The 22,098-nt window shown below is 59.6% G+C and carries 17 protein-coding genes; 11 read left to right on the top strand and 6 right to left on the bottom strand.

The window, feature by feature from the left end; all coding sequences use genetic code 11:
- Positions 1-73: 73 nt before the first annotated feature.
- The 4 genes from ASS64_RS14035 to ASS64_RS14020 form a co-directional block, all read right to left on the bottom strand.
- A complete protein-coding gene (locus ASS64_RS14035) occupies positions 74-1,144 on the bottom strand; it encodes an acyl-CoA dehydrogenase family protein (protein ID WP_067463589.1) in 1,071 nt (356 codons plus the stop codon).
- A gap of 18 nt (positions 1,145-1,162) precedes the next feature.
- A complete protein-coding gene (locus ASS64_RS14030) occupies positions 1,163-2,374 on the bottom strand; it encodes an acyl-CoA dehydrogenase family protein (protein WP_006834192.1) in 1,212 nt (403 codons plus the stop codon).
- Between the two features lie 68 nt (positions 2,375-2,442).
- Positions 2,443-2,769: a 2Fe-2S iron-sulfur cluster-binding protein gene (locus ASS64_RS14025; protein WP_006834191.1), complete on the bottom strand. Its 327-nt coding sequence runs from the start codon at positions 2,767-2,769 to the stop codon at positions 2,443-2,445.
- Positions 2,770-2,797: 28 nt separating this feature from the next.
- Positions 2,798-4,060: a cytochrome P450 gene (locus tag ASS64_RS14020; protein ID WP_006834190.1), complete on the bottom strand. Its 1,263-nt coding sequence runs from the start codon at positions 4,058-4,060 to the stop codon at positions 2,798-2,800.
- A 201-nt stretch (positions 4,061-4,261) separates the two neighbouring features.
- Here ASS64_RS14020 and ASS64_RS14015 point away from each other — a divergent pair, with 201 nt between their 5' ends.
- The 11 genes from ASS64_RS14015 (at position 4,262) to ASS64_RS13965 (ending at position 18,578) form a co-directional block, all read left to right on the top strand.
- Positions 4,262-4,990: a FadR/GntR family transcriptional regulator gene (locus ASS64_RS14015; RefSeq protein WP_006834189.1), complete on the top strand. Its 729-nt coding sequence runs from the start codon at positions 4,262-4,264 to the stop codon at positions 4,988-4,990.
- A gap of 50 nt (positions 4,991-5,040) precedes the next feature.
- Positions 5,041-6,183 carry a nitronate monooxygenase family protein gene (locus ASS64_RS14010; protein ID WP_006834188.1) on the top strand — a complete coding sequence of 381 codons (1,143 nt, stop codon included), beginning with the start codon at positions 5,041-5,043 and terminating at the stop codon, positions 6,181-6,183.
- An 80-nt stretch (positions 6,184-6,263) separates the two neighbouring features.
- Entirely contained in the window at positions 6,264-6,956 is a 693-nt protein-coding gene (locus ASS64_RS14005) for a Coq4 family protein (RefSeq protein ID WP_067463595.1), read from the top strand.
- Complete coding sequence (locus tag ASS64_RS14000; protein ID WP_050599565.1) at positions 6,953-8,125, top strand: transporter; 1,173 nt, start codon at positions 6,953-6,955, stop codon at positions 8,123-8,125. The genes ASS64_RS14005 and ASS64_RS14000 overlap by 4 nt, the downstream gene beginning before the upstream one ends.
- Positions 8,122-8,598, top strand: coding sequence for a Zn-ribbon domain-containing OB-fold protein (locus tag ASS64_RS13995; RefSeq protein ID WP_006834185.1), 477 nt, complete (start codon positions 8,122-8,124; stop codon positions 8,596-8,598). Before ASS64_RS14000 ends, ASS64_RS13995 begins: the two co-directional genes overlap by 4 nt.
- 6 nt (positions 8,599-8,604) lie before the next feature.
- A complete protein-coding gene (locus tag ASS64_RS13990; RefSeq protein ID WP_067463598.1) occupies positions 8,605-9,855 on the top strand; it encodes an acyl-CoA dehydrogenase family protein in 1,251 nt (416 codons plus the stop codon).
- Positions 9,855-10,946 carry an acyl-CoA dehydrogenase family protein gene (locus ASS64_RS13985; protein WP_067463600.1) on the top strand — a complete coding sequence of 364 codons (1,092 nt, stop codon included), beginning with the start codon at positions 9,855-9,857 and terminating at the stop codon, positions 10,944-10,946. Before ASS64_RS13990 ends, ASS64_RS13985 begins: the two co-directional genes overlap by 1 nt.
- A 63-nt stretch (positions 10,947-11,009) precedes the next feature.
- On the top strand, positions 11,010-12,620 hold the full coding sequence (locus tag ASS64_RS13980; RefSeq protein ID WP_050599568.1) for an acyl-CoA synthetase: 1,611 nt from the start codon (positions 11,010-11,012) through the stop codon (positions 12,618-12,620).
- The gene (locus tag ASS64_RS13975; protein ID WP_050599569.1) at positions 12,617-14,254 is read left to right on the top strand and encodes an NAD(P)/FAD-dependent oxidoreductase; all 1,638 of its coding nucleotides are present in this window, start codon (positions 12,617-12,619) and stop codon (positions 14,252-14,254) included. Before ASS64_RS13980 ends, ASS64_RS13975 begins: the two co-directional genes overlap by 4 nt.
- Positions 14,251-15,222 carry an alpha/beta fold hydrolase gene (locus ASS64_RS13970; protein WP_050599570.1) on the top strand — a complete coding sequence of 324 codons (972 nt, stop codon included), beginning with the start codon at positions 14,251-14,253 and terminating at the stop codon, positions 15,220-15,222. The genes ASS64_RS13975 and ASS64_RS13970 overlap by 4 nt, the downstream gene beginning before the upstream one ends.
- Before the next feature lie 419 nt (positions 15,223-15,641).
- On the top strand, positions 15,642-18,578 hold the full coding sequence (locus ASS64_RS13965) for a TonB-dependent receptor (protein WP_067463606.1): 2,937 nt from the start codon (positions 15,642-15,644) through the stop codon (positions 18,576-18,578).
- 440 nt (positions 18,579-19,018) lie between these two features.
- On the opposite strand, the gene ASS64_RS13960 is transcribed toward ASS64_RS13965, so the two are convergent.
- Positions 19,019-20,506 carry an efflux transporter outer membrane subunit gene (locus ASS64_RS13960; RefSeq protein WP_006834178.1) on the bottom strand — a complete coding sequence of 496 codons (1,488 nt, stop codon included), beginning with the start codon at positions 20,504-20,506 and terminating at the stop codon, positions 19,019-19,021.
- A gap of 37 nt (positions 20,507-20,543) precedes the next feature.
- Complete coding sequence (locus ASS64_RS13955) at positions 20,544-22,097, bottom strand: DHA2 family efflux MFS transporter permease subunit (RefSeq protein ID WP_050599572.1); 1,554 nt, start codon at positions 22,095-22,097, stop codon at positions 20,544-20,546.
- Position 22,098: the final 1 nt, after the last annotated feature.

Raw genomic sequence — 22,098 nt, 5'->3', positions numbered from 1 at the left:
GAATTGACGGATTATTTCACATTGTCGACAAGCATGTGGCAAAAATGCCATGCAGGTCACTACATGCAGGTTTCTAGTAGCCAGAAAGCTTGGAAAATCGGTCCTTTAACCAGCTCGACGAACCGAAGCTCTGCTCCAGCACGCGGGCGCGCTTGAGATAGAAGCCGACGTCGTACTCATCGGTCATGCCGATCCCGCCGTGCAGCTGGATGCCCTCGTTTGCCATGGTGTGCATAACGCGGTTGGCTTCCGCCTTGGCGATGGTCGCCGCGCGCGCCACGCCGAAGCCGGCATCGACGGCTTGCAGGCCCGCCTCGACCGCGCTGCGCATCTGGGCGAGATCGGCGAAGAGGTCCGCCATGCGGTGTTGCAGCGCCTGGAAGCTCGCCAGCACCTGGTTGAACTGCACGCGCTGCTTCAGATAGTCGAGCGTGTCGTCGAACACTTGCTGCGCCATGCCGAGCATTTCGGCTGCGGTGAGCACGCGCGCGCGGTCGAGCACGTCATCGAGCAGGTTGTCGCCGCCATTGGCGAGCTTCTCCGCCGCCGCGCCGTCGAAGGTGACGTCGGCATGGCTGCGCTGGTCGGTCAGCTTGCGGGTGGTGAGCGCGACGCCGTCGCCTTTCTCGACCAGGTAAAGCCCGTCCTTCGCCGCGACGACGAACAGGTCCGCACCATGCGCTTCATGGACGAAGGCCTTGGTGCCGCTCAGCTTGCCGTCGGACACACTGGTCTCGATCTTCGCAGGATCGTGGCTCGGCCCTTCGTCGACGGCGAGGGTGGCGATGGCCTCGCCGCTCGCCAGCCTGGGCAGCCACCTGGCCTTCTGCTCGTCGCTGCCGCCAAGAACGATCGCCGAGGCGGCGACGGTGTTCATCACCAGCGGGCTGGCGGTGAGCGTCTTGCCGAGTTCCTCGACGACGAGGCCCGCGGACAGGAAGCCGAAGTCCGACCCGCCATGCTCTTCGGGGATGATGACCCCGGCCCAGCCCATCTGCGCCATCGTCGCATAGGCGTCGCGGTTGAAGGCTTCGGGCTCGCCGCTGGCGCGGACCTTGCGGAATTCGGTGACCGGGCTTTCGTTGACGGCCCAATCGCGCGCCATGTCGCGCAGCATTTCCTGTTCTTCGTTGAGAACGGCCATTGTCCTTGCTCCCCTCTCTTACTGGTGGTCGAGCATGCCGAGCACGCGCTTGGCAATGATGTTGTTCTGGATTTCGGTCGAGCCGCCATAGATCGTCGTGGCCTTTCCGAAGAGCCACGCGCGCACGGCCCCGAGCTCGCCGTCCGAAAAGCCGTCGCCTTCCCAGCCGAGGCCCTGCAACCCGCGGATTTCGATCAGCAATTCGCTGCGTTCCTGGCTCAGCTTGGTGCCGAGCTTCTTGAGCACAGAGCTGATTTCGGAGACGCCGCCAGCTGCCTTGCTCTCTTCCATCGCGCGGCGCGCGGTGAGCAGGAAGCTGTTCCAGCGGATTTCGAAATCAGCGATCTTGTCGCGCAGCACCGCATCGGCGAGTTCGCCGTCGGCGCCCGTCGGCTGGTACTTCTTGGCGATATCGCCAAGGCTCTGGCCCATGAGTCGGGCGAGGCTGCCGCCGCCCGAGATGTTGGTGCGCTCGTGCTGCAGAAGGCGCTTGCCGATGGTCCAGCCCTGGCCTTCCTCGCCGACGAGGTTTTCCTTCGGGACCTTCACGTCGGTGAAAAAGGTTTCGCAGAACGGGCTGGTCCCGCTGATCATGGTGATCGGGCGGACTTCGACGCCGGGCGTGTCCATGTCGATCAGCATGAAGCTGATGCCCTTGTGCTTGTCGCTCTTGTCGGTTCGTACAATTGCAAAGCACTTGTCGGCCCATTGGCCGCCGCTGGTCCAGGTCTTCTGGCCGTTGACAAGGTAGTGGTCGCCCTTGTCCTCGGCAAAGGTCTGGAGGTTCGCGAGGTCAGAGCCGGCATTGGGTTCCGAATAGCCCTGGCACCAGCGGATTTCGCCGCGGCAGATCGGCGGAATATGCTCCTGCTTCTGTGCCTCGTTGCCGTATTCGAGCAGCGTCGGGCCGAACATCATGACGCCCATGCCGCCGATCGGGTTGTAGGCACCCGCCTTGGCGAATTCCTGGTCGATGATCTTGGCCTGCGCCTTGGTGAGGCCGCCGCCGCCGTATTCCTTCGGCCAGGTGGGGGTGCCCCAGCCGCGCGCGCCCACGGCTTCGCGCCACTTGGTCTGCGCCGGCGTTTCATTGGTGGGGCCGTCCACGCCGGCCAGCGCGTTCGACTGGCCCTTGAGTTCGGCGGGAAAATTGTCCGCCAGAAACTGCTGCACTTCCGCGCGGAAGGCGTCTTCGTCGGTCTGGGTTGCGGGCTCGATTTGTGTGGCCATGGGTGTTTTCTCGAAGAATCAAGGAAAGACAGATAAGAATGTAGGCTACGGGGACGAGGATCCCTCCGTCAGTATTGTTGTTCGGGTAGGTGAAGAACCAATCCATCCAGCATCGGCTTCATCGGAATCTGACAGGCAAGGCGACTGTATTCAGTGGTGCCTTCGGCGAACTGCAAGAGGTCGGCCTCCATTCCATCATGCATAAGCCGACCCACCTTGTCGATCCATTCGGGATCGACATGCACATGACAGGTCGCGCAAGCACATACCCCTCCGCAATCGCCATCGATACCCGGCACGTCATTGTATAGCGCCGCTTCCCTGGCTGTCTCGCCTTCTTCTATTTCGACCTCCCGTCGCTCACCATCGCTAGCCACGAACGTAATTTTGATCATCTTGAACTCCGCATTTCGATCTCGAGAGTCAGCGGGCGCGGAGCCGCACCGGCAGCCTGGTGATTCCGCGGACGAGGTTTGAAAAAAGACGCTCTGGTTCACCCGTAACCTCGACCCGGGAAAAGCGCTTGTGAATTTCTTCCCAGATGATCCGCAGCTGCAGTTCCGCGAGCCGGTTTCCCATGCAGCGGTGAATGCCATAGCCGAATGAGAGGTGATGGCGCGGATTTTTGCGGTCGATGATGAACTGGTCCGCGCGCTCGATAGCACTCTCGTCGCGGTTGCCTGACAGGTACCACATCACCACCTTGTCGCCCTTCTTGATCTGTTTGCCGCCGATCTCCCAATCTTCCAGCGCGGTGCGGCGCATATGAGTGAGGGGGGTCTGCCAACGGATGATTTCCGGAACCATTTTGCTAATGAGCGAAGGATCCGCGTCGAGTTTCGCGTACTCGTCCGGGCTTTGGTTCAAGGCGAGCACGCCGCCGCTGATGGAATTGCGTGTTGTGTCGTTTCCACCGACGATCAGCAGCATAAGATTGCCGAGAAACTCGAGGAACGGCATGTCGCGCGTGGCGGGAGAATGAGCCATCATCGAGATGAGGTCGTTCTTCGGCTCCTCGTTTATCCGTTCGTCCCACAGAGTCTTGAAATACATCGCGCAACCGATGAGTTCTTCGCGCCGCGCCTCGTAGGATTCGACGATCCCGGTTTCAGGTGCCGCAGTTGCTACATCGGACCAGCGCGTCAGCTTGCGCCGCTCCTCCCAAGGGAAATCAAACAAGGTTGCCAGCGTCATCGTCGTCAACTCGATCGCAACCTTATCCACCCAGTCGAAATCTTCGCCAATCGGGAGTTCATCGAGAATCTCTCCCGCGCGCTTGCGGATGATCGGCTCGAGCAGTTGCAGGTTGGACGGAGCCACTGCCGGAGTCACCGCCTTGCGCTGCTGATCGTGCTTGGGCGGGTCCATCGCTATGAACATTTCAAGTTCGAGCGCGCCTTCCACCGAATGCATGTCCTGGATTGCAATTCCGCCTAGCTTCGCTTCCGAAGAGAAGACCTTATGATTGGTGTCCACCGCCATGATGTCGTCGAACTTGGTAATGGACCAGTAAGGGCCGACATAGCTCTCGCGGCAGTAGTGGACAGGTTCTTCGGCGCGCAACCTGTCAAAAAATAGACCGATGGTATCGTTCTGAAACAGGCTTGGCCGGGCCACGTCGATTTCCTCGATCGGAATTGACGCGATCCTCGCCGCGGCATCCGGCTCGGCGATCTGGCTGTCCATAAGAACTATTCCTTCTACATCTCAGGCCTGATCGGCCTTCAGTCATCCTTAAGGGAGACATCTCGTGCAGTCAATAAATCGTATACTCTTTTAGTCCCTTGCAGACACCAATCCCATCGGATAGTGTGCCGATCCAACGAAGGTTTGCTAATATCCTTATACTTTTTATTCGAGAGGTGCGGGTGTGCTGATGAGTGGCGGATGTCAGCGGTGAAGAAGGCCAAGCGTGCCCTTTCTCTTGCGCAAAGCATCGTGCGGGACATCGAGGCGGGTCGCCATAACCCGGGTGACAGGCTTCCGCGCGAGGATGAAATGCTCGCGCGTTACGAGGTTGCGCGCGCAACTTTGCGGGAGGCTTTGCGGTTCCTGGAATTGCAAGGGGTCATCCATCTCCAGCTCGGCCGTGGTGGAGGTCCCGTCGTAGCCCGTCCGCAGACCGGCGATTTTGCAAGCAGTTTGTCATTGATTCTGCATTTCATGGAAGCCGATTTGCGTGGTTTGCTTGAATTGCGCGAAGCAATTGCTCCCGATGTCGCAGGGTATGCAGCCCAGCGTGCAACTACCGCTGATCTCAGCGCGTTGGCAGGGTGTCTGGCGGAATTGAGGCATCATGAAGCCTCTGATCAATTCGAGGAACTTAATCGCAGATTTCACGACTTGTTGGGTTGGGCGAGCGGCAATCCGCTGTTCGGTTTGCTGACCTCTGCGATGCATCTGTTGACCCGCGAGTTTTCCCATTCGCTGGGATATTCGGCACAGGAACGGGCGGTGCAGATGAAGTTTCTGGTGCGGGTGCTCGAGGCAGTGCGGACTGGCGACAGCGCCGCGGCCCGTCAAGCAATGAGCCGGTTGGTGGCCGGCTCTGCCGTCTATCTTTCGGAGCGCAGCCCCGAGCTGGTCTCGCAGCGGGTGCGGTGGGGGCAGCTGTAGAATTTTCAATAGTTTGAGTGTGCGTTTAGGCAAGTGGCTGGAGAGGAAGAATGGCGTTGAAGAGCCGAATATGCGAAATGCTGGGGATCCGGTACCCGATCCTGCTTGCCGGGATGGGCGGAGCGAGCGTTCCGGCGCTGGCGGCTGCGGTTTCGAATGCCGGCGGGCTCGGGGTCCTGGGTGCCGCGGCGTGTTCGCCCGATCAGTTGCGTGACTGGATTCGCCAGACCCGGGAATTGACCGACAAACCTTTCGGTGTCGATACGCTGCTCCCCGCGTCGGTCAGGCGCGGCTCTGCCCCTCAAAGCGGTGCTGCACCCCAAAATCCCATGGATCTGATGGGTGAATATCAGCAGTTCGCGCGCGACTTCATGGATCGTGAAGAGCTTCCGGAGGTCGATGCTGCCGCCGCCATGCGGGCGGCGGGCGCGCCTGAAATGGGCAAGGGCGGCCCGCAGTTGTTCTCGAAGGAATTCTTTGAGGCGCAGATGGAAGTGGTGATCGAGGAAAAGGTGCCGGTTTATGCTGCCGGCCTTGGCAATCCTGAACCGTGGATGGATCGGCTCCATGCCAATGGCACCAAGGTCATGGCGGTGATCGGCAAGGTCAAGCACGCCGAACAGGTCGTCGGGTCGGGCATCGACATGATCGTCGCGCAAGGGCACGATGGCGGAGGTCACAACTCGCCGATCGGGACTATTTCCTTGATTCCCCAGGTGGTCGACGCCGTTGGCGATCGTGTTCCTGTCCTTGGGGCCGGCGGTATCTCGGATGGCCGGGGTGTTGCCGCTGCGATGATGCTGGGGGCAGAGGGCGCGTGGGTCGGCACGGCATTTCTCGCGACCGAGGAAGCGGGCATCGAGCGCTTCCAGAAAGAGGCGATCACCGAAAGCGGCGATGCCGATACGGTCGTTAGTCGATCGCTTACCGGCAAACCGGCGCGCATGATCCGTAACAAATGGGCCGACGCCTGGGTGCAGGCCGGAAAGGAGCCTCTGCCGATGCCCTATCAGTCGATGATCTCCGGCCCGGTCATGGCCTCCGGGATCAAGGCAGAGCGCAAGGATGTCATCCCCGGCTTCGCGGGGCAAGGCATCGGCCTGATCGATTCGATCCGGCCTGCCGCCGAAGTGATGCGCGACCTGGTCGATGGAGCCGAGAAGGCGTTGGCGTCCGCTGGCATCTACAAGTGAAGCGCAGGAGGCAAGAAGATGGCTTACGCCAAAGGTCATGAATTGCGCCGCCCCGTAGAGCCTCTCAGAGCGCTGGGGCAATGAGGCAGTTGATTGCCGACAGGGAGGATACGGAGCAGGTGTTCCGTATCGTCAAGGCATTGTCGGGCAATTCCTATTATCGGAATTTCAATCGCTTCATGAAGTCGAGCGATGGGCGGCGTATCGCTTCCGACCGGGCCGACCTACTTGAAACCTTGTGCGATCGCAAACGCCTTGCGACCTGTGCGTCTGGCACGCTTGGCCGAGCCTACCTCGATTTTGTTTACGGGGAGGGTCTGACAGCAGAAGGTCTGGCGGAAGCCAGCGAGGCCGGAGGTCTGGAGGACCTCGGCGACCCCGATGTTTCCCTCTATCGTCGGCGCCTTCGCGATTCGCATGACCTGTTTCATGTCGTCGCCGGATACGGCAGGGACGCACTGGGCGAATTGTGCGTGCTGTCCTTCGGAAACGCGCAATTCTATAATCACGGGATCGCTTTCATCTTGGGCGTCGGCATTCCCAAGATGAAACTGGAAGCTGCCCAGTTGCCAGTGGCGCGCGCTGCATTTGAAGCGTGGCGCCGGGGCCGGGCTGCAGCCGATCTGACCACCTTCTACTGGGAAGAAAATCTTGATCGTCCGTTGGAGGATGTCCGCCGCGGGTTGCGACTGCGTCCGCCGGAGACCTATCAGAGGGTGCGCGCTCTTTCCGAACAGCTCGAACGCGATTACCAGGCGGTCAGGCAGGCATGAGCTTAAGCGACAAATCGGCCATCACCGGAGTGGGCGAAACCGCTTTCGTGAAAGGCACCGAGAAAACCGCGGTCGACATGATGCTGGAAGCATCGCGCAAAGCCATAGCAGATGCAGGGCTGAAGCCGTCGGATATCGACGGCATGGTTCCTCCGCCGATCTACACCACCTCGGAAGAGATGGCGGCTAACCTCGGTATCGAAGTTCTGCGCTATGCCTCTACGGTCCACATGGGCGGGGCGAGCCCTACCACGGCACTCCAGAACGCCGCGATGGCAATTGCCAGCGGCTTATGCGACCATGTGCTGGTGACGCTCGGGTGGAACGGTTATTCCGCCTTGCGGCCCAAGCCTGGCGCACCGCCGACGCGGCCGATGAACATGAACACCCTGACGAATACGATCCAAGGCTATTACATTCCGTATGGCGTGTTCCTGCCGGTGCAGATGTATGCCTGGCTCGCCACCCGGCACTCCCGAATTTACGATATCGGCCCGGAAGCGATGGCGGCCGTTGCACTGGCGTGCCGTCGCCATGCGCAGATGAATCCGCAGGCCTTCACTTATGGCCGGGAACTGGATGCCGAAACCTACCATTCCGCGCGCTGGATATCCGAACCCTTTCGCCTCTACGATTGCTGTCTGGAGACTGACGGGGCATGCGCAGTCGTGGTTTCGCGAATGGACCGCGCCAGGGACATGCCGCATGTTCCCGTGAGCATCGCCGGTGCGGCTGAAGGGCATCCTTACCCCGCCGACGATATCCCTTCGCGTCCCGACCCCTTCAAGATCGGCCTGAGCTACGCCGCGCCGCGCGCGTTCGAAATGGCGGGGGTCGATCGCGAAGACATGGATTTTCTGCAGATCTACGACTGCTTCACCTACGTGGTTCTCCTGCAGCTGGAGGCCCTGGGCTATTGCGAACCAGGTGGACAGGCAGAGTTCGTCGCGAATGGCCAGATCGAGCTGGGCGGGCGCTATCCCGTCAACACCCATGGCGGCCTGCTGAGCGAGGCCCATGTTTGGGGACTGAACCATGTCGTCGAGGCGGTGCGTCAGTTGCGCCACGATTGTGGGGAGCGGCAGGTCGAAGGCGCCCAGACCGGCCTGGTGACCGGCTGGGGCGATCTGGGTGACGGCAGTATAGCGATTTTGAGGAGGTTTGCGTGAGCGACGAGAAAGATCTGCCGCCCAAGATGCGCCCCTCGGCGCAGGCCGCACCAGCCAAGCCAAAGCCGCGCCCGCAGGATCCGGTGGAGCAGGAATTCTGGAACCGGTGTCAGGACGGCAACCTTTACTTCCAGCAGTGCGAAGGATGCGGCAGTTTTCGGCATTTGCCGCGCTATATGTGCGCCCGATGCGGTTCTCCTGAGTGGTCGTGGGAGCGTAGCACCGGCAATGGCACGCTGTTTTCCTGGACGGTGACCCATCAGGCACTGCATCCCGCCTTCGCCGGCGAGATTCCCTTCATCGCTGCGGTGGTGGAACTGGAGGAGGGAGTGCGCATGGCAACCCGGCTGGTCGATTGCGCGCTCGACGAGCTTGAGCTCGATCTGCCGGTCACGCTGGATTTCGAGCCGATCTCCGAAGATTTTCGCCTGCCAGTATTCCGACCCGTCGCGATCGCGCGCGCAGAAGGATAGACCAAGATGGATCTCGACTACGGACCCCAGTATGACGTGTTTCGCGAGGAAGTGCGCCAGTTCCTGCAAACCCACGGTCACCGCGCACCCGATGGCCAAGGCCGTGCCGCGCGCCCTTCCCCCGAAGCCGTCGAATGGCAACAGCTGTTGATCCTGCATGGTTACACCGCGCGCACGATTCCCAAAGAATACGGCGGATACGGAGCCGAGCCGGACATCCTGAAATCGCGGATCATTGCCGAGGAATTTTCGCGCGCTGGCATCCCCGCAGGCCTTGCGAACCAGGGCATTTCCATGCTCGTTCCCACGCTGCTGGAACTCGGAACCGAAGCCCAGAAACGGCAATGGATCGAGCCGACCCTTAATGGCGAGATAGTCTGGTGTCAGGGATATTCGGAACCTGGAGCGGGATCGGACCTCGCCGCGCTCAAGACCAGCGCCCGCGTCGAAAATGGCGACTTTGTCATCAACGGACAGAAGATCTGGACCAGCACGGCCAAGCAGGCGGACATGATCTTTTGCCTTGTGCGGACCGAACCGGACGCGCCCAAGCACGGCGGCATCTCCTACTTGATCTTCTCGATGGACACACCAGGGATCGAGGTCCGACCACTCAAGACCATGACCGGTCATGCCGAGTTCAATGAAACGTTCTTTACCGACGTGCGGGTTCCCCTGGATCAGATCGTCGGGCAGCGCGGGCAGGGGTGGTACGTGGCCAATGCCACACTGGGCCATGAACGTGGCATGCTGGGCGACCCCGATGCACTGGAAAACCGGCTCCAGGCGCTGGTCAGGCTGATGCAAAAAGAACGCATCGGCCAGGGTTGCGCAATGGACAACGCCGTTCTGCGTGACCGGCTGGTTGCATTGCAAGCCGAAGTCGCGGCGATGAAATTCAACGGCATGCGCATCCTGTCGAACAGCCTTAGGGGGGATGCCGGCGGCATGGCGAAACTTGTCGTGAAGCTGCAGAGCTGTGAGCTCGCCCATCAGATTTCCGCGCTCGCGATCGACGCAATGGGCGAGATGGGCATACTCTATCACGGAAGCGAGCGCGAGCGCGAAGACGGTGCCTGGCAGTGGAACTACATGTTCCAGCTTGGTCTGATCATCGGTGGAGGCACCGCCCAGATCCAGAAGAACATCATCGCCGAACGCGGGCTGGAAATGCCGCGCGAACCCAAGTTCGCAACGCCTCCCGCGGCCGAACAGGCGACGGCCGTTGCAAGCGGGCAGAATAAGGGAGCCGCCTGATGGATTTCGGACTTTCGCAAGACCAGGAGATGCTCTGCGACGCGATCAGCCGCACTCTTGCTGATACTTGTCCGCTCGATCATGTGCGCGAATGCGCGGAGGGCTCGGTTCCCTTCAGCGACAACGTGCGTTCGGCGCTGGGCGAAATCGGCATTTGGGGAATGATGGTTCCCGAGCAACATGACGGGCTCGGGATGACAATGCTCGATGCCGCCGTTGTGGCCGAGCAGCTCGGCTATGCCGTCGCGCCGGTGGCTTTTATCGGTGCCCATGTACTGGCACCCCTTGCGCTGGCACAGGGCGGTAGCGAGGAGTTGAAGGCGCACTGGCTGCCGAGGATAGCGAAGGGCGAGGCGCAAATCGCCGTCGCGATCGCGGAAACGGTGGAGATCCGGGACCGGGCAGGCGTGGACTTCGACGGCGCAAAGCTCGACGGAACGGCTTTGTTCGCGCTCGACTTCCTGGAAGCCGACGCGTTTCTGGTAGCCGATACCGCCGGTCGTATGCACTTCGTAGCTGGCGATGCTGCGGGTCTGGAGAAGGTTGCTCTCAAAACGATCGACCGCACCCGGAGCGTAGGGGAGCTGCGGTTTTCTGGCGTAGCGGGCGAGGCTCTCGCGGACGATGGTGGGGCCACAGTCAGGCGCCTGCGGGACGCCGGCCGGGTGCTCCTGGCCGCCGATAGCCTCGGTGCGGGCCAGGCTATGATCGAAAAAGCGGTCGACTATGCCGGGCAGCGCGAACAGTTCGGACGAGTGATCGGCAGCTTCCAGGCGGTCAAGCATATGTGCGCGGAAATGGCTGCCCGCCATGAACCATGCCGTTCGCTGGTCTGGTATGCCGCCCATGCGTTCGATGCGACGCCCGACGAGGCTTCGCTGGTGGCATGCCATGCCAAATCACATACGGGCGAAGTCCACCGTTTTGTCGCCCGAACCTCAACCGAGGTGCATGGGGGGATGGGTTTTACCGATCTCCTAGGTCTGCATTTCTGGTTCAAGCGAATCGGTTTCGACCGCCAGGTTCTGGGCGGTCCCGAAGCGGTCCGGGCCGAAGCAGCGGCCTTGCAGGGGTGGACGCAGGTCGCATGAGACGATGAATTAGGCGCACGCTACCGACAAAATCGTGGCCACCAAGGAGAGAGGAATTAATACGTGATCGACTGGAACCTTGGCGACATCCTTGATGCAATCGAGCCTGCGGTCCCAGAAGATGCTCCGGCGCTGATTCACGGCGACCGGATCATTAGCTGGCCCGAAATGTCGAAGCGTTCGAACAATTTGGCGCGCAATCTGCGCGCGCAAGGTGCAGGCGACGGGGCGAAGATAGCCTTCTACATGCGCAACCGTCCCGAATACGGGGAATTGATGGCCGCGTGCTTCAAGGGCCGCCTCACGCACGTGAACATCAATTATCGTTACCGTCCCGAGGAGGTTTTCTACATCTTCGACGATTCCGATAGCGAGGTAATTGTTTACAGTTCCGAGTTCCGCGACTGCATTCTTGAACTGAAGGAACGGTTGACCAAGGTTCATACATTTGTAGAAATCGGCGATGCTTCGCAGATCGCTTCCTTCGCGCTTCCTTACGAAAAACTTGTAGAAGGTAACGGCGCGCCTCTCGATATCGAGCGTTCCCCCGATGACCTGCTGTTCATATATACAGGCGGTACCACCGGCATGCCCAAGGGCGTGATGTGGCGACACGATGATATGCGCAAGGCTCAGCTCGACGCGCAAAAGCTGCTGGGTCCGGTTCCCCAGACCATGGAGGAAATGGTGGCCCTGGTGAAGCAGGGCGAGCTTGCGCGCATCACTTTGCCGGCGTGCCCGCTGATGCATGGAACCGGGTTCATTACTGCTATCGGCACGCTCATGTCGGGCGGGGCCATCGTCACGCTGTCCGATCCATCCTTCGACGCCGAAGAATTGTGGGATGCAGTGGACCAGCACAAGGTGCAGAGCATCGCCATTGTCGGTGACGCTTTTGCCAAACCCATGCTGCAGGCGCTGGACGCCCACCCGAAGCGCTGGGACACGAGCAGCCTGATTTCGATCATCTCGTCCGGCGTCATGTGGAGTAAACAGGTAAAGGCGGGCCTGTGCAAACATATCCCCCAGGTCATCCTCATGGACAGTTTTGGCGCTTCGGAAGGGCTGGGCTACGGCTTGTCGGTGACGACCGCACAGGGCGGCACCAACACCGCGAAATTCGGGATCGGGGAATTTTGCGACGTATTCGACGAGAACGACCGGAAGGTCGAGGCGGGGAGCGGCGTGCCCGGCTTTATTGCCCGCAAGGGCGCAATCCCCACAGGATACTACAAGGACCCGGAAAAGTCGGCCAAGACTTTCAGGACGATCGATGGCGTGCGTTACTCCATCCCGGGCGACTGGTGCCGGGTGGAATCCGATGGAAGCCTGACCTTGCTGGGCCGCGGCAGCGTCTGCATCAACACCGCAGGTGAAAAGGTTTACCCCGAGGAGGTGGAGGAAGTGCTCAAAACCCATCCCGCCATTGCCGACGCGCTTGTCGTCGGGGTGCCTGACGAAAAATGGGGCGAAGCGGTGACCGCTGTGGTGCATTTGACCCAGGATGCGGACTTCGACGCGCAAGCGATCAAGGATCACGTGCGCCAGCAACTGGCAGGTTACAAAACGCCCAAGGCGATTTGCCCAACGCAAACCGCCTTGCGCGCGTCAAACGGCAAGGCGGATTATACTACGGCCAAAGACATCGCGAAAGCGGGTGCCGGGGCCTCGTGAGCCATTCGCCCCTTCCTGACTATGATGTCGTAATCGTCGGGGCCGGGTTCAGCGGAATATACCTGCTATACAAGCTGCGTCAGGCGGGGTTCGATGTTCTGCTGGTAGACGCAGCGGAGCAGCCGGGCGGAATCTGGTACTGGAACCGCTATCCGGGAGCACGGGTCGATTCCCAGGTTCCACTTTACGAATTTTCCATTGCGGAAGTATGGAAAAGCTGGACGTGGAGCGAACGATTTCCAGGCTGGGAAGAACTGCGCGCCTATTTCCTCCACGTCTGCGATACGCTCGACCTCTGGCCGGCAATGCGAATGAAAACACGGGTCGAAAGCGCGCCGTTCGATGAAGACACCGCCTGCTGGCGATTGAAGCTCGACGATGGCGGAAAAGTAAGCGCGCGTTTCCTCTTGCCGGCCCTGGGGTTCGCCTCGAAACCCTACATTCCCGATATCCCGGGCCTTAGCGATTTCGAAGGCGAATGGTGCCATACCGCCCGCTGGCCGCAGGAAGGCATCGACCTTTCCGGCCGCCGGATCGCCCTGATCGGCACGGGTGCCAGCGGCGTACAGGTGGCGCAGGAGGCGGCAAGCTGCGCGGAGCAGCTGACGCTTTTTCAGCGAACCCCGATTCTCGCCCTTCCCATGCGGCAGGAAAAACTGGACGCAGATCGTCAGCTTCGCGAAAAATCCGAATATCCCGCTGTCTTCCAGAAAAGGCTTACGACAAGTGGCGGTTTCGAATGCCAATCGCTGGACATTTCGGCCCTGGCTGTGACCGAGGAAGAGCGGACTACGCATTTCGAGGATTTGTGGCAGCGAGGAGGGTTGCGCTTCTGGTATCATAATTTCGCTGACATACTGACGAACGAGGACGCCAATCGCCACGCCTACGAGTTCTGGCGTGACAAGGTGCGCGAGCGGATCTGCGACCCGACCATTGCCGAGAAGCTCGCTCCCGATGAGCCGCCACATCCCTTCGGGACCAAGCGACCATCGCTCGAACAGAATTATTACGAGATCTTCGCACAAGACAATGTGACGCTGGTCGATCTGAACGACACCGCGATCACTCGCGTCACCGAGGCCGGGATAGAAACAGCCACTGGCATGATCCCGTGCGATCTCATTGTCTTCGCGACCGGCTTCGATGCCGGTCGTGGCGGGCTCATCGACATGAACATCACCGGCCGCGGAAGGCTGGCGCTGGCAGAAGCATGGAAGAGTGAGATCAAAGCCTATCTGGGCATGGCTGTCGCCCAATTTCCGAACATGCTGTTCGCCTACGGACCGCTCAGCCCTTCAGGCTTTTCCAACGGTCCGACAAGCGCCGAAATCCAGGGTGACTGGATCTGCGATTTCCTGATCTGGCTGCGCGATAACAGGATCGGCCTTTTCGAAGCCGATGCGCTGGCCCAGCGAAGCTGGACCGATATGGTCGCCCAAGTAGGGTCGATGACGCTCTTCCCCAAGGCTGAATCGTGGTACATGGGCGCCAATATTCCCGGCAAACCCCGACAACTGATCAATTTCCCCAGCGTATCTGGTTACGCCGATCTATGCCACGATGTCGCACGGCACGATTATCGTGGTTTTATCAGGAATACACTATCCGGTATGGAGACTGCGCCGAAATGAATGAAATGAAACCAATCCACGACGGGTCAACAGATATTGATCCCGTATGGGCCGGCGACGGGGCGGATATACCCGAATGGTTCGCCTGGGCGCTGAGCGTGCCCCGTGAGGAAGGCTTCGTAGAGGTTGGTGGCGCGCGGGTGCATTATCTTCGCTGGGGCAGGCGTGACCGGCCCAAATTGCTCATGACTCACGGTTTTCTCGCCCATGCCCGCTGCTTTGCCTTCATCGCACCGTACCTTGCCGAAGACTACGACGTGGTGGCGTTCGATCTGGCCGGTATGGGCGATAGCGAGATGCGCGGCGTGGCCGATATAGCTGCGCGGGGAAAGGAATTTGTCGAGATCAGCGAAGCGCTCGATTTGTTTGCAGATGGAAGCAGACCGACGATCATCGCCCATAGTTTCGGCTCGGGTGCAGCGCTGACCGCCGTTTCCCAATCGCCGGATGCCTTCGCCGGCGTTATTGTCTGCGATCTCATGGTGATGCGGCCCGAAAAGCTGGAGAAATACTGGACCATGGGCAGATCGAGCCCCGGGTCGGGTAATCCTGACAAACCGGTGCGACGCTACCCCACCTACGAAGCGGCGCGCGAGAGGTATATCCTGTCGCCGCCGCAGGCAGTTGGTGAGCCGTTCCTGATGGATTACATGGCCTATCACTCTCTCCGCCGCGATGGCGAGGAGTGGACATGGAAGTTTTCTCCCGAAGTGTTCCGGCGCAGCAACAAGCCCGACGAATGGCTGACAGTAGGCCAGAGGCTGGTCGATGCGCCCGGGCGCAAAGCGATTGTGTACGGCGAGAAAAGTCAGCTCTTTGATCGCGATTCCGCCCGCTATATCCGGGAACTGGGAGGGGGAAAGATACCAATTGTTGCAGTGCCCGATGCACGCCATCATCTCATGCTGGATCAGCCGCTCGCGTTCGTCGCTGCGCTACGGGCGGTACTGGCCTTTTGGAGCCTCTGAGATCCCCCATACTAAGAGGCTGGTTCCTGGTCAGAGGCCAGCGAGATGGGGGCAAAGGGCGTCCATATTCATCTTGTACTATATCCGAACTATTGTCGCCGTCGGCACGGCGAACGCTTCGTTGGTCTCGATGCCAGCTGGGGCAAAAGCTTTATCGGGAGCAACTCGCTTAGCACGCCAACCATTGCTGATCTTTAGCAAACGTTCACTCCGCGTGCGATCTGGATCGTGGCCCATGGGGTCAAAAGATAAGGCGCTTTACTAATATCACGCGGATGTATATGCCCATGGACGGGGATTGGGCTAATTCTCTCCCTCTCCTCTCCACAGACTAAGGGGCGACCCTCGAGGTCGCCCCATTTTGCAGTAAGCGGCGGAGCCAATTATCGTCGCACTGAAGAGATGGGAAGGGATGCTATATGACACTGAGAGCGATGGTGCTCGCCACTTCGGCCATCTTGGCTTGGCCGCAGATGGCTTTAGCGCAGGATTCCACAACTGATGAGGCGGAACCCCAAGGATCCGTAATCATCGTGACGGCCCAACGCCAATCTCAAAGTCTGCAAGAGGTGCCGATCGCGGTCAGTGCCTTCGATGCTACGGCTCTCGAAAGCCAGCAGATCGAGAACGCTGCTGACCTTCAATTGACGCTCCCGAACGTCTCATTTTCGAAGGGCAACTTCACCGGGTCGTCCTTCACCATCCGTGGTATCGGCGATCTTTGTGTTGGTGTGACGTGTGACGCAGCGACGGCTATCCATATCAATGGTTCCCCTCTTTTTGGTACCCGGCTGTTCGAAACAGAATATTTTGACCTTGAGCGAATTGAGGTCCTACGGGGGCCGCAGGGCACCCTCTTCGGCCGCAACGCTACCTCGGGTGTTGTCAACCTTGTGACAGCCAAGCCTGACCTCGGTTCTTTCGGCGCGGCCGGAGAGTTCGAGTATGGGAATTACAACAGCATCAAGGCCGAAGGGATGGTCAATGTCCCGATCGGCGATTCTATCGGCGTTCGGGTAGCCGGATTCTTTCTGAATCGCGACGGTTACACCACAAACCTTTTCGACAATTCGGATGTCGACGACCGAGACATGTACGCTGTTCGTGGTTCTCTTCGTTTTGAACCCGGTGCCGATACCACTCTCGACTTCATGGCATATTATTTCAGGGAAGATGACACCCGTTTACGTAATCAAAAGCAGGCCTGCCAGCGTGACCCGCTCGGCGTGCTGGGTTGTCTGAACAATCGCCGCGACTTTGACATCACCAATGCCAATTCCACAGTCGGCGCAACGCTCAGTTCGCAAGAGTTCTTCGCTATTCAGGGAATTCCCTCAGTACTGGGATTGGGAAGCCTGTACGGCCCCGATGCATTTGCAGGATTCGATAAGCCCGACGATGTGCGCACGGTAAACACGGCGTATACTCCATTCTATTTTGCCGATGAAGTGCAGCTACAGGCCCGTCTCGAGCAGCGCATCGGAGCTATGACACTGACTGCAACCGGTCTTTATCAGGACACCGAAGTCGATTCCCGGCAGGACTACTTTCTGGGCATTCAGGATCGTACCGGCTTTGCTACGGCCTTGAACGTGTTGTCCGGCTTCGCGGCCAACGGTTTGCCTACCGGCCTCCCCGCACCTGCACCGGCGTTCGTGCCAGGTTCGTCGGCGTATTTTACCCCGATTGTGGAGGCTCTCATCCCCAATGGCCCAGGGGGCTTATTGTGCACCTCCGATAACGATGATGGGAACAGGGGCGCGTTCGAAGGTAATGTATTGTGCGGCGAAACGCCGCTATCCTTCGACAGGTCTTCAGAGCAACGCGAATCCTGGAGCGGCGAAATCCTCCTTTCCAGTGATTTCGACGGAGCATTCAATTTCCTGCTCGGAGGGATCTATGCAAAGTCCAAGACTACCGACAACAGTTACTATGTAAACTCATTCGCGCTTGACTACGCCAGTGCCATTCTGGGATCGTTTGGTACTTTGGCAGGCGGTGCACCGCCATCCTACTTCGCAACATCCATGTACCGCAACAATTCTCTCGAGGCTAATCTTGAGAGCTTCGGTGTGTTCGGGGAGATCTACGTCGACCTGACCGAGCGTCTGACCTTCACCGGAGGTTTGCGGTATAACGACGACAAGAAAGACGTGACTGCGCGCACGACCTTGATTAGCTTCCTCAATCCTTACGCGAATGACGGGGAGCCGTTCGACAGCCCGATCACTCCCTTAACCGGTCCCTCTGGTCTTTTTGATGCCGATCCTGGTACGCCAGGTGAGCAGCTAACGCAATTTAGAGAAGTAGGTTTCGATGAAATAACCGGGCGTGCGGTGCTCGACTACGAAGTTACGCCTGACAATTCGATTTACGCATCTTATGCCAGGGGCTATAAATCCGGGGGTATCAACCCGCCCCTTTCGCCCGTTTTCGATGTGGCTGAAAGCTTCGGATCAGAAACCATCGACGCATTTGAAATCGGATCGAAAAATACCTTTGCGAATGGCGCACTGCAATTAAACGCTACTGCATTCTACTATAAGTATAGCGGGTTGCAGCTTAGCCGCATCGTCGCCCGTACCTCAGTTAATGATACTATCGATGCCGATATCTGGGGTGTGGAACTAGAGTCCGTTATCCGGCCCGATCCCGATTGGCTTGTCAACTTGACGTTCAGTTATCTCAACGCGGAAGTTGCCGGCGACCAGTTCTTCTCCAATCCGCGCGACCCGGGTGGCGGCGATCCTGATGCCGTCATCATCAAGGATATTAGCAACGGTGCTAATTGTGCCGTAACCGGGCCAGCCCCCGGCGCGGCCGACGCATTCGTGGCCGGAGTGAACGCAGCTCTGGGTCTTCGTGGTCCCGAAGAATTTCCTAATGACGGCAATCTTGCGTCAAGCGGCGCATTCAGCATTTGCGATGTCTTGGCCGGAGCCGTTCCGGCGGGCAGCGGCCTTGCGGTATTAAGCCCTGGCGTAGAGGTCAACATAAAAGGGAACAAGTTGCCGCAGGCCCCCGAAATGAAGGTTTCGATGGGTGTGCAGTACACCGCCACTTTCGACAATGGCATGACTCTGGTTCCTCGCGTGGACGTAGCGCTGACTGGTGAGCAATACGGCAATATCTTTAACGGCAGGGTCAACCGGATCGAGCCATTCGTGCAAGCCAACGCGATCGTGCAGTTGAACAGTGCGGATGAGCGTTGGTTCGTGCGCGGATTTGTTCAGAACATTTTCGACAGCAGCTCGGTGACAGGATTGTACTTGACCGACGCATCCTCGGGGAATTTTACCAATATCTACACTTTGGATCCTCGTAGATATGGTGTTGCTTTGGGGTTCAGTTTCTAACAGGTCCAGATCGTGTTGGCGGGGAGATCGGTGGTCCTCCCAACGACCCGAACGGACAGTGCCAGCTAGTTCGTATTTCGACCCATGACTTTATAGCTTTTCCAGAGCGGCGTAATGCTCGATGACCGCCTCGTAAGCCTACCGACGAGGCGGTCATCGAACCGGCCAAATGCGAGCTGCACTCGAAATGCCTGTACGATCGCTCGTTGATGTCGCTACGAGATGCTCGCGGAAAGCTTAAGGCCTTACATAGAAACGACAATGAAGAGTCACCGAATAGTGCAATCGGGATATCCGATGGTGATACTGGCAAACGCACTCTGCGAAAGGCGGAAACATGCTGACCCCTATGATCCAAGATTGGGTCGTAGTGCACGAGGTGCTGACGCGTTAGGAAAAGTTGGAAGGGGCTGCGGGGCAGACTTCTGAGAAAACTTATCCTAACTCTGTTCAGGTTTCATAACTGATTTTCGATCGACCGGAGCTGGCTCAACCGACGTGCGATTGTCGCGAGACAATTCGACCCATCCCAACCCAAGCGACTTCTGGATCGCGATCCAGCCATTTGTCATGGCGGCGATCGCCCGATCGAGATTTGCTCTGGCCTGTTCGCGCTTGCGGATCGAAGTGTTGAGTTCGCCTTGCGAGATTACCCCCGCGGCGCGGCGTTGCTCGTTAAGCTCCGCAGCCGTGTCGGCCTGCCGACTGATCTGCGCCAGCGCGGCTACGTTGGCTCTTTGTTGCCCGAACCGAGCAAGCGATTGTTCGGCGTCGCGTAGTGCGCCCAGGACCACTTCAAGATAGCGCGCTTCGGCCTCGTCGCGCGCACTCTCGGCCTGATCGATCGATGCTGCCGTGCGGCCGAAATCAAGCAGGTTCCACTGCAGCCGCGGCAAAGCGATTGCCGATAAGTTGCCCGGGTCCAGGATGTCGTCGGGCTCCGATCCGCCCAAACCGAGAATCCCCATGAAGGAAATCTTGGGGAAGCGAGCAGCCTCTGCCACGCCAATGCGCGCATTCGCCGCGGCCAGCATGCGTTCGGCGGCTCGAACATCCGGCCGCCGCGCTATTAGCGCTGCGGGATCGCCCACCGCGACCCGTTCGGGGGGAAGCGGAATTTCGGCCTGAGCCGCCAGGAGCCCGTCGAGTGCGCCGGGCGCTTCGCCCGTCAGCACCGCGAGCGTGTCTTTGAATACATCGATGTCCGCTTGAGCTTCCGCGATCTGCGACTTGAGCAGTTCGAGCTCGGCGTTCGCGTTACCGACCGGGAACAGCGCGAGAGCGCCCTGTGTATAGCGCTGATAGGTCAATTCGAGAATTTGCTGCTGCAAGTCGCGCTCTCGCTGGACAAGCTCGAGCCGCCCTTGCGCTTCTCGCAGGCTCACATACGCCCGCGCGATTTCGGCGGCGAGCTGGACTTTCGCATCCTCGGCGTTCGCCACCGAGGCCGCAGCCTGAGCGTTAATGGCCTCGACACGCCGTGCCTGCCCCCCAGCGAAATCGATCTCCCAGTTTGCATTGAGCCCGACGTTGTAGACGCTGAGGCTGTCCTGCTCTTCGGTGTCTGCAGGAGCGCCGGGCGATCCCGGGGGCGGGCCGCTGCCGATATCTAGCCCTGGGATATTCGCCTGGACCGCAGTCGCCTGCGCAGCCACGGCGGGTAGCCGGTTGGCGCGCTCCTGGCGGACAGAAGCCCTTGCCTGTTCGATGCGAGCGCGCGCCGCGGCCACGCCCGGATTGCCGACCAGCGCGCGCGCCTCCAGTTCATTGAGAACCGGATCGCCGAGCAGCGTCCACCAGTCGCCGGCAATCGGCGCAAACGGATCGATTTCGGGGCCGGCGCGTACGAACGCATTGCCTGCGGCGGTCGCAAGTTGCGGGGGACCGGCATAGTCGGGACCGGACATGCAACCCGCGAGGAGCGCCATGGGAGCGAGGAGGGTTAGGGTCTTGCGCATAGAGTTCTCAGTGCATCGAAAGGGATAAGTTCTTCGGGAGAGGCTTGAGGAACAGTACCAGCGGCACCGTGACCAGGGTAATCGCGCCCATGGCGAAAAAGACATCGTTGTAGGTCATCACGAACGCATCGCGCTGAATGATGCCGGAAAGCATCTCCAGCGCGGCCTGTGGGCTGCCCAGCGACGCCGTCATGCCGTCCAGGTATTCCTGTAGCCGGGGGCTGTTGGCGTTGAGGGTTTCTTCCATGCGTCGACTATGATGCCACAGGCGCTGATCCTGGAACGAGGCAAGCCCCGCGAGCGCGAACGAGCCCCCGAGGTTTCGCGCCGCGTTGAAGATCCCGGAAGCATCGCCGGCATCCTCCTTGGCAACCGAAGCTACCGTCGCCTGGTTGAGGAACATCATCGTGAGGATCATGCCGATGCCACGCAGGAACTGGCTTTCGGTGAACACTCCACCTCCCGATTCCGCTGTCAGATTTATGCTGACGAAACAGCTTAGCGCCATGATGAACATGCCCGCGCCGACCGCAATGCGGATGTGAATCCTGCGGATCATGAACGGGAGAACGGGCATCAACAGGAAAGCCGGAACGCCCATCCAGAAGATCACAAGTCCGGTCTGCAAGGCATTATAATCGGAAATTATCGCGAGAAATTGCGGGATCACGTAGGTCGAGCCATACATGACCATGCCAAGCGCCAGTGCCATCACCACGACGCTGGCAAACTGCCTGCTGAGCATCAGGCGCAATTTGAGCACGGGTTTGCGCGCGTAAAGCTGTCCGTAGGTCAGAAGTGCAAAACCCACGACCGTCATCAGTGTGAGCTGGACGATCAGCGTGGAATCGAACCACTCCTCACGGTGGCCTTCTTCCAGAACGATGGTCAGCCCACCCAACCCAAGGATCATACCAGCTATTCCCGCCCAATCAGCCTCGCGCAGGTAAACCCAGTCGGGCTTTTCATGGGGTAGCCCGATGAATAGTAAAGCAAGGAGCAACGCGCAGACGGGCACGTTGACGAAGAAGGCGTAGTGCCAGCTCAGGTTCTCGGTAAGCCAGCCCCCCACCAACGGGCCCATTACCGGCCCAAGAACCACGGTCATTCCGAAGAGCGCCATGCCAATCGGCTGTTGCGATGGAGGCAGTCGCTTTGCGACGATGGTCATAGCGGTTGGAATAAGCGCGCCGCCCATGAACCCTTGACCGGTGCGACCGATGATCATCGTCGTCAGATCGGTGGCAATGCCGCACAACACCGAAAAGGCCGTGAAGGCAGAAACCGCGACGATGAGCAGCGTGCGAAGGCCGAGCAGTCTTTCCAGCCACGCGCTCAGAGGGATGATGATGATCTCGGCAACAAGGAAGGCTGTCGCGATCCAGGTGCCTTCGGTTCCGGTCGCGCCGATTTCCCCCTGGATCGTCGGCAGCGCCGAATTGACGATCGAGATGTCAAGCGTTGCCAGCATCGCCCCCAGCGCACCGGCGGCTACGGCGATCCAGGCCGTAGCATCGGCCTTTTCGACCGGCGGCGAAACCGCTGCAGCGGCGCCTGCCATC

Source organism: Erythrobacter sp. AP23 (assembly GCF_001542855.1).
Classification (GTDB): Bacteria; Pseudomonadota; Alphaproteobacteria; order Sphingomonadales; family Sphingomonadaceae; genus Qipengyuania.
Note: the sequence above shows the minus strand (reverse complement) of the source record. Positions and strands in the feature narration are given on the sequence as shown.

Bases quoted from the DNA above. Each gene is read 5' to 3' on its own strand.
- ASS64_RS14035 (WP_067463589.1), bottom strand. From the start codon at position 1,144: ATGGCCGTTCTCAACGAAGAACAGGAAATGCTGCGCGACATGGCGCGC.
- ASS64_RS14030 (WP_006834192.1), bottom strand. From the start codon at position 2,374: ATGGCCACACAAATCGAGCCCGCAACCCAGACCGACGAAGACGCCTTC.
- ASS64_RS14025 (WP_006834191.1), bottom strand. From the start codon at position 2,769: ATGATCAAAATTACGTTCGTGGCTAGCGATGGTGAGCGACGGGAGGTC.
- ASS64_RS14020 (WP_006834190.1), bottom strand. From the start codon at position 4,060: ATGGACAGCCAGATCGCCGAGCCGGATGCCGCGGCGAGGATCGCGTCA.
- ASS64_RS14015 (WP_006834189.1), top strand. From the start codon at position 4,262: ATGTCAGCGGTGAAGAAGGCCAAGCGTGCCCTTTCTCTTGCGCAAAGC.
- ASS64_RS14010 (WP_006834188.1), top strand. From the start codon at position 5,041: ATGGCGTTGAAGAGCCGAATATGCGAAATGCTGGGGATCCGGTACCCG.
- ASS64_RS14005 (WP_067463595.1), top strand. From the start codon at position 6,264: ATGAGGCAGTTGATTGCCGACAGGGAGGATACGGAGCAGGTGTTCCGT.
- ASS64_RS14000 (WP_050599565.1), top strand. From the start codon at position 6,953: ATGAGCTTAAGCGACAAATCGGCCATCACCGGAGTGGGCGAAACCGCT.
- ASS64_RS13990 (WP_067463598.1), top strand. From the start codon at position 8,605: ATGGATCTCGACTACGGACCCCAGTATGACGTGTTTCGCGAGGAAGTG.
- ASS64_RS13985 (WP_067463600.1), top strand. From the start codon at position 9,855: ATGGATTTCGGACTTTCGCAAGACCAGGAGATGCTCTGCGACGCGATC.
- ASS64_RS13970 (WP_050599570.1), top strand. From the start codon at position 14,251: ATGAATGAAATGAAACCAATCCACGACGGGTCAACAGATATTGATCCC.
- ASS64_RS13965 (WP_067463606.1), top strand. From the start codon at position 15,642: ATGACACTGAGAGCGATGGTGCTCGCCACTTCGGCCATCTTGGCTTGG.
- ASS64_RS13960 (WP_006834178.1), bottom strand. From the start codon at position 20,506: ATGGCGCTCCTCGCGGGTTGCATGTCCGGTCCCGACTATGCCGGTCCC.
- ASS64_RS13955 (WP_050599572.1), bottom strand. From the start codon at position 22,097: ATGGCAGGCGCCGCTGCAGCGGTTTCGCCGCCGGTCGAAAAGGCCGAT.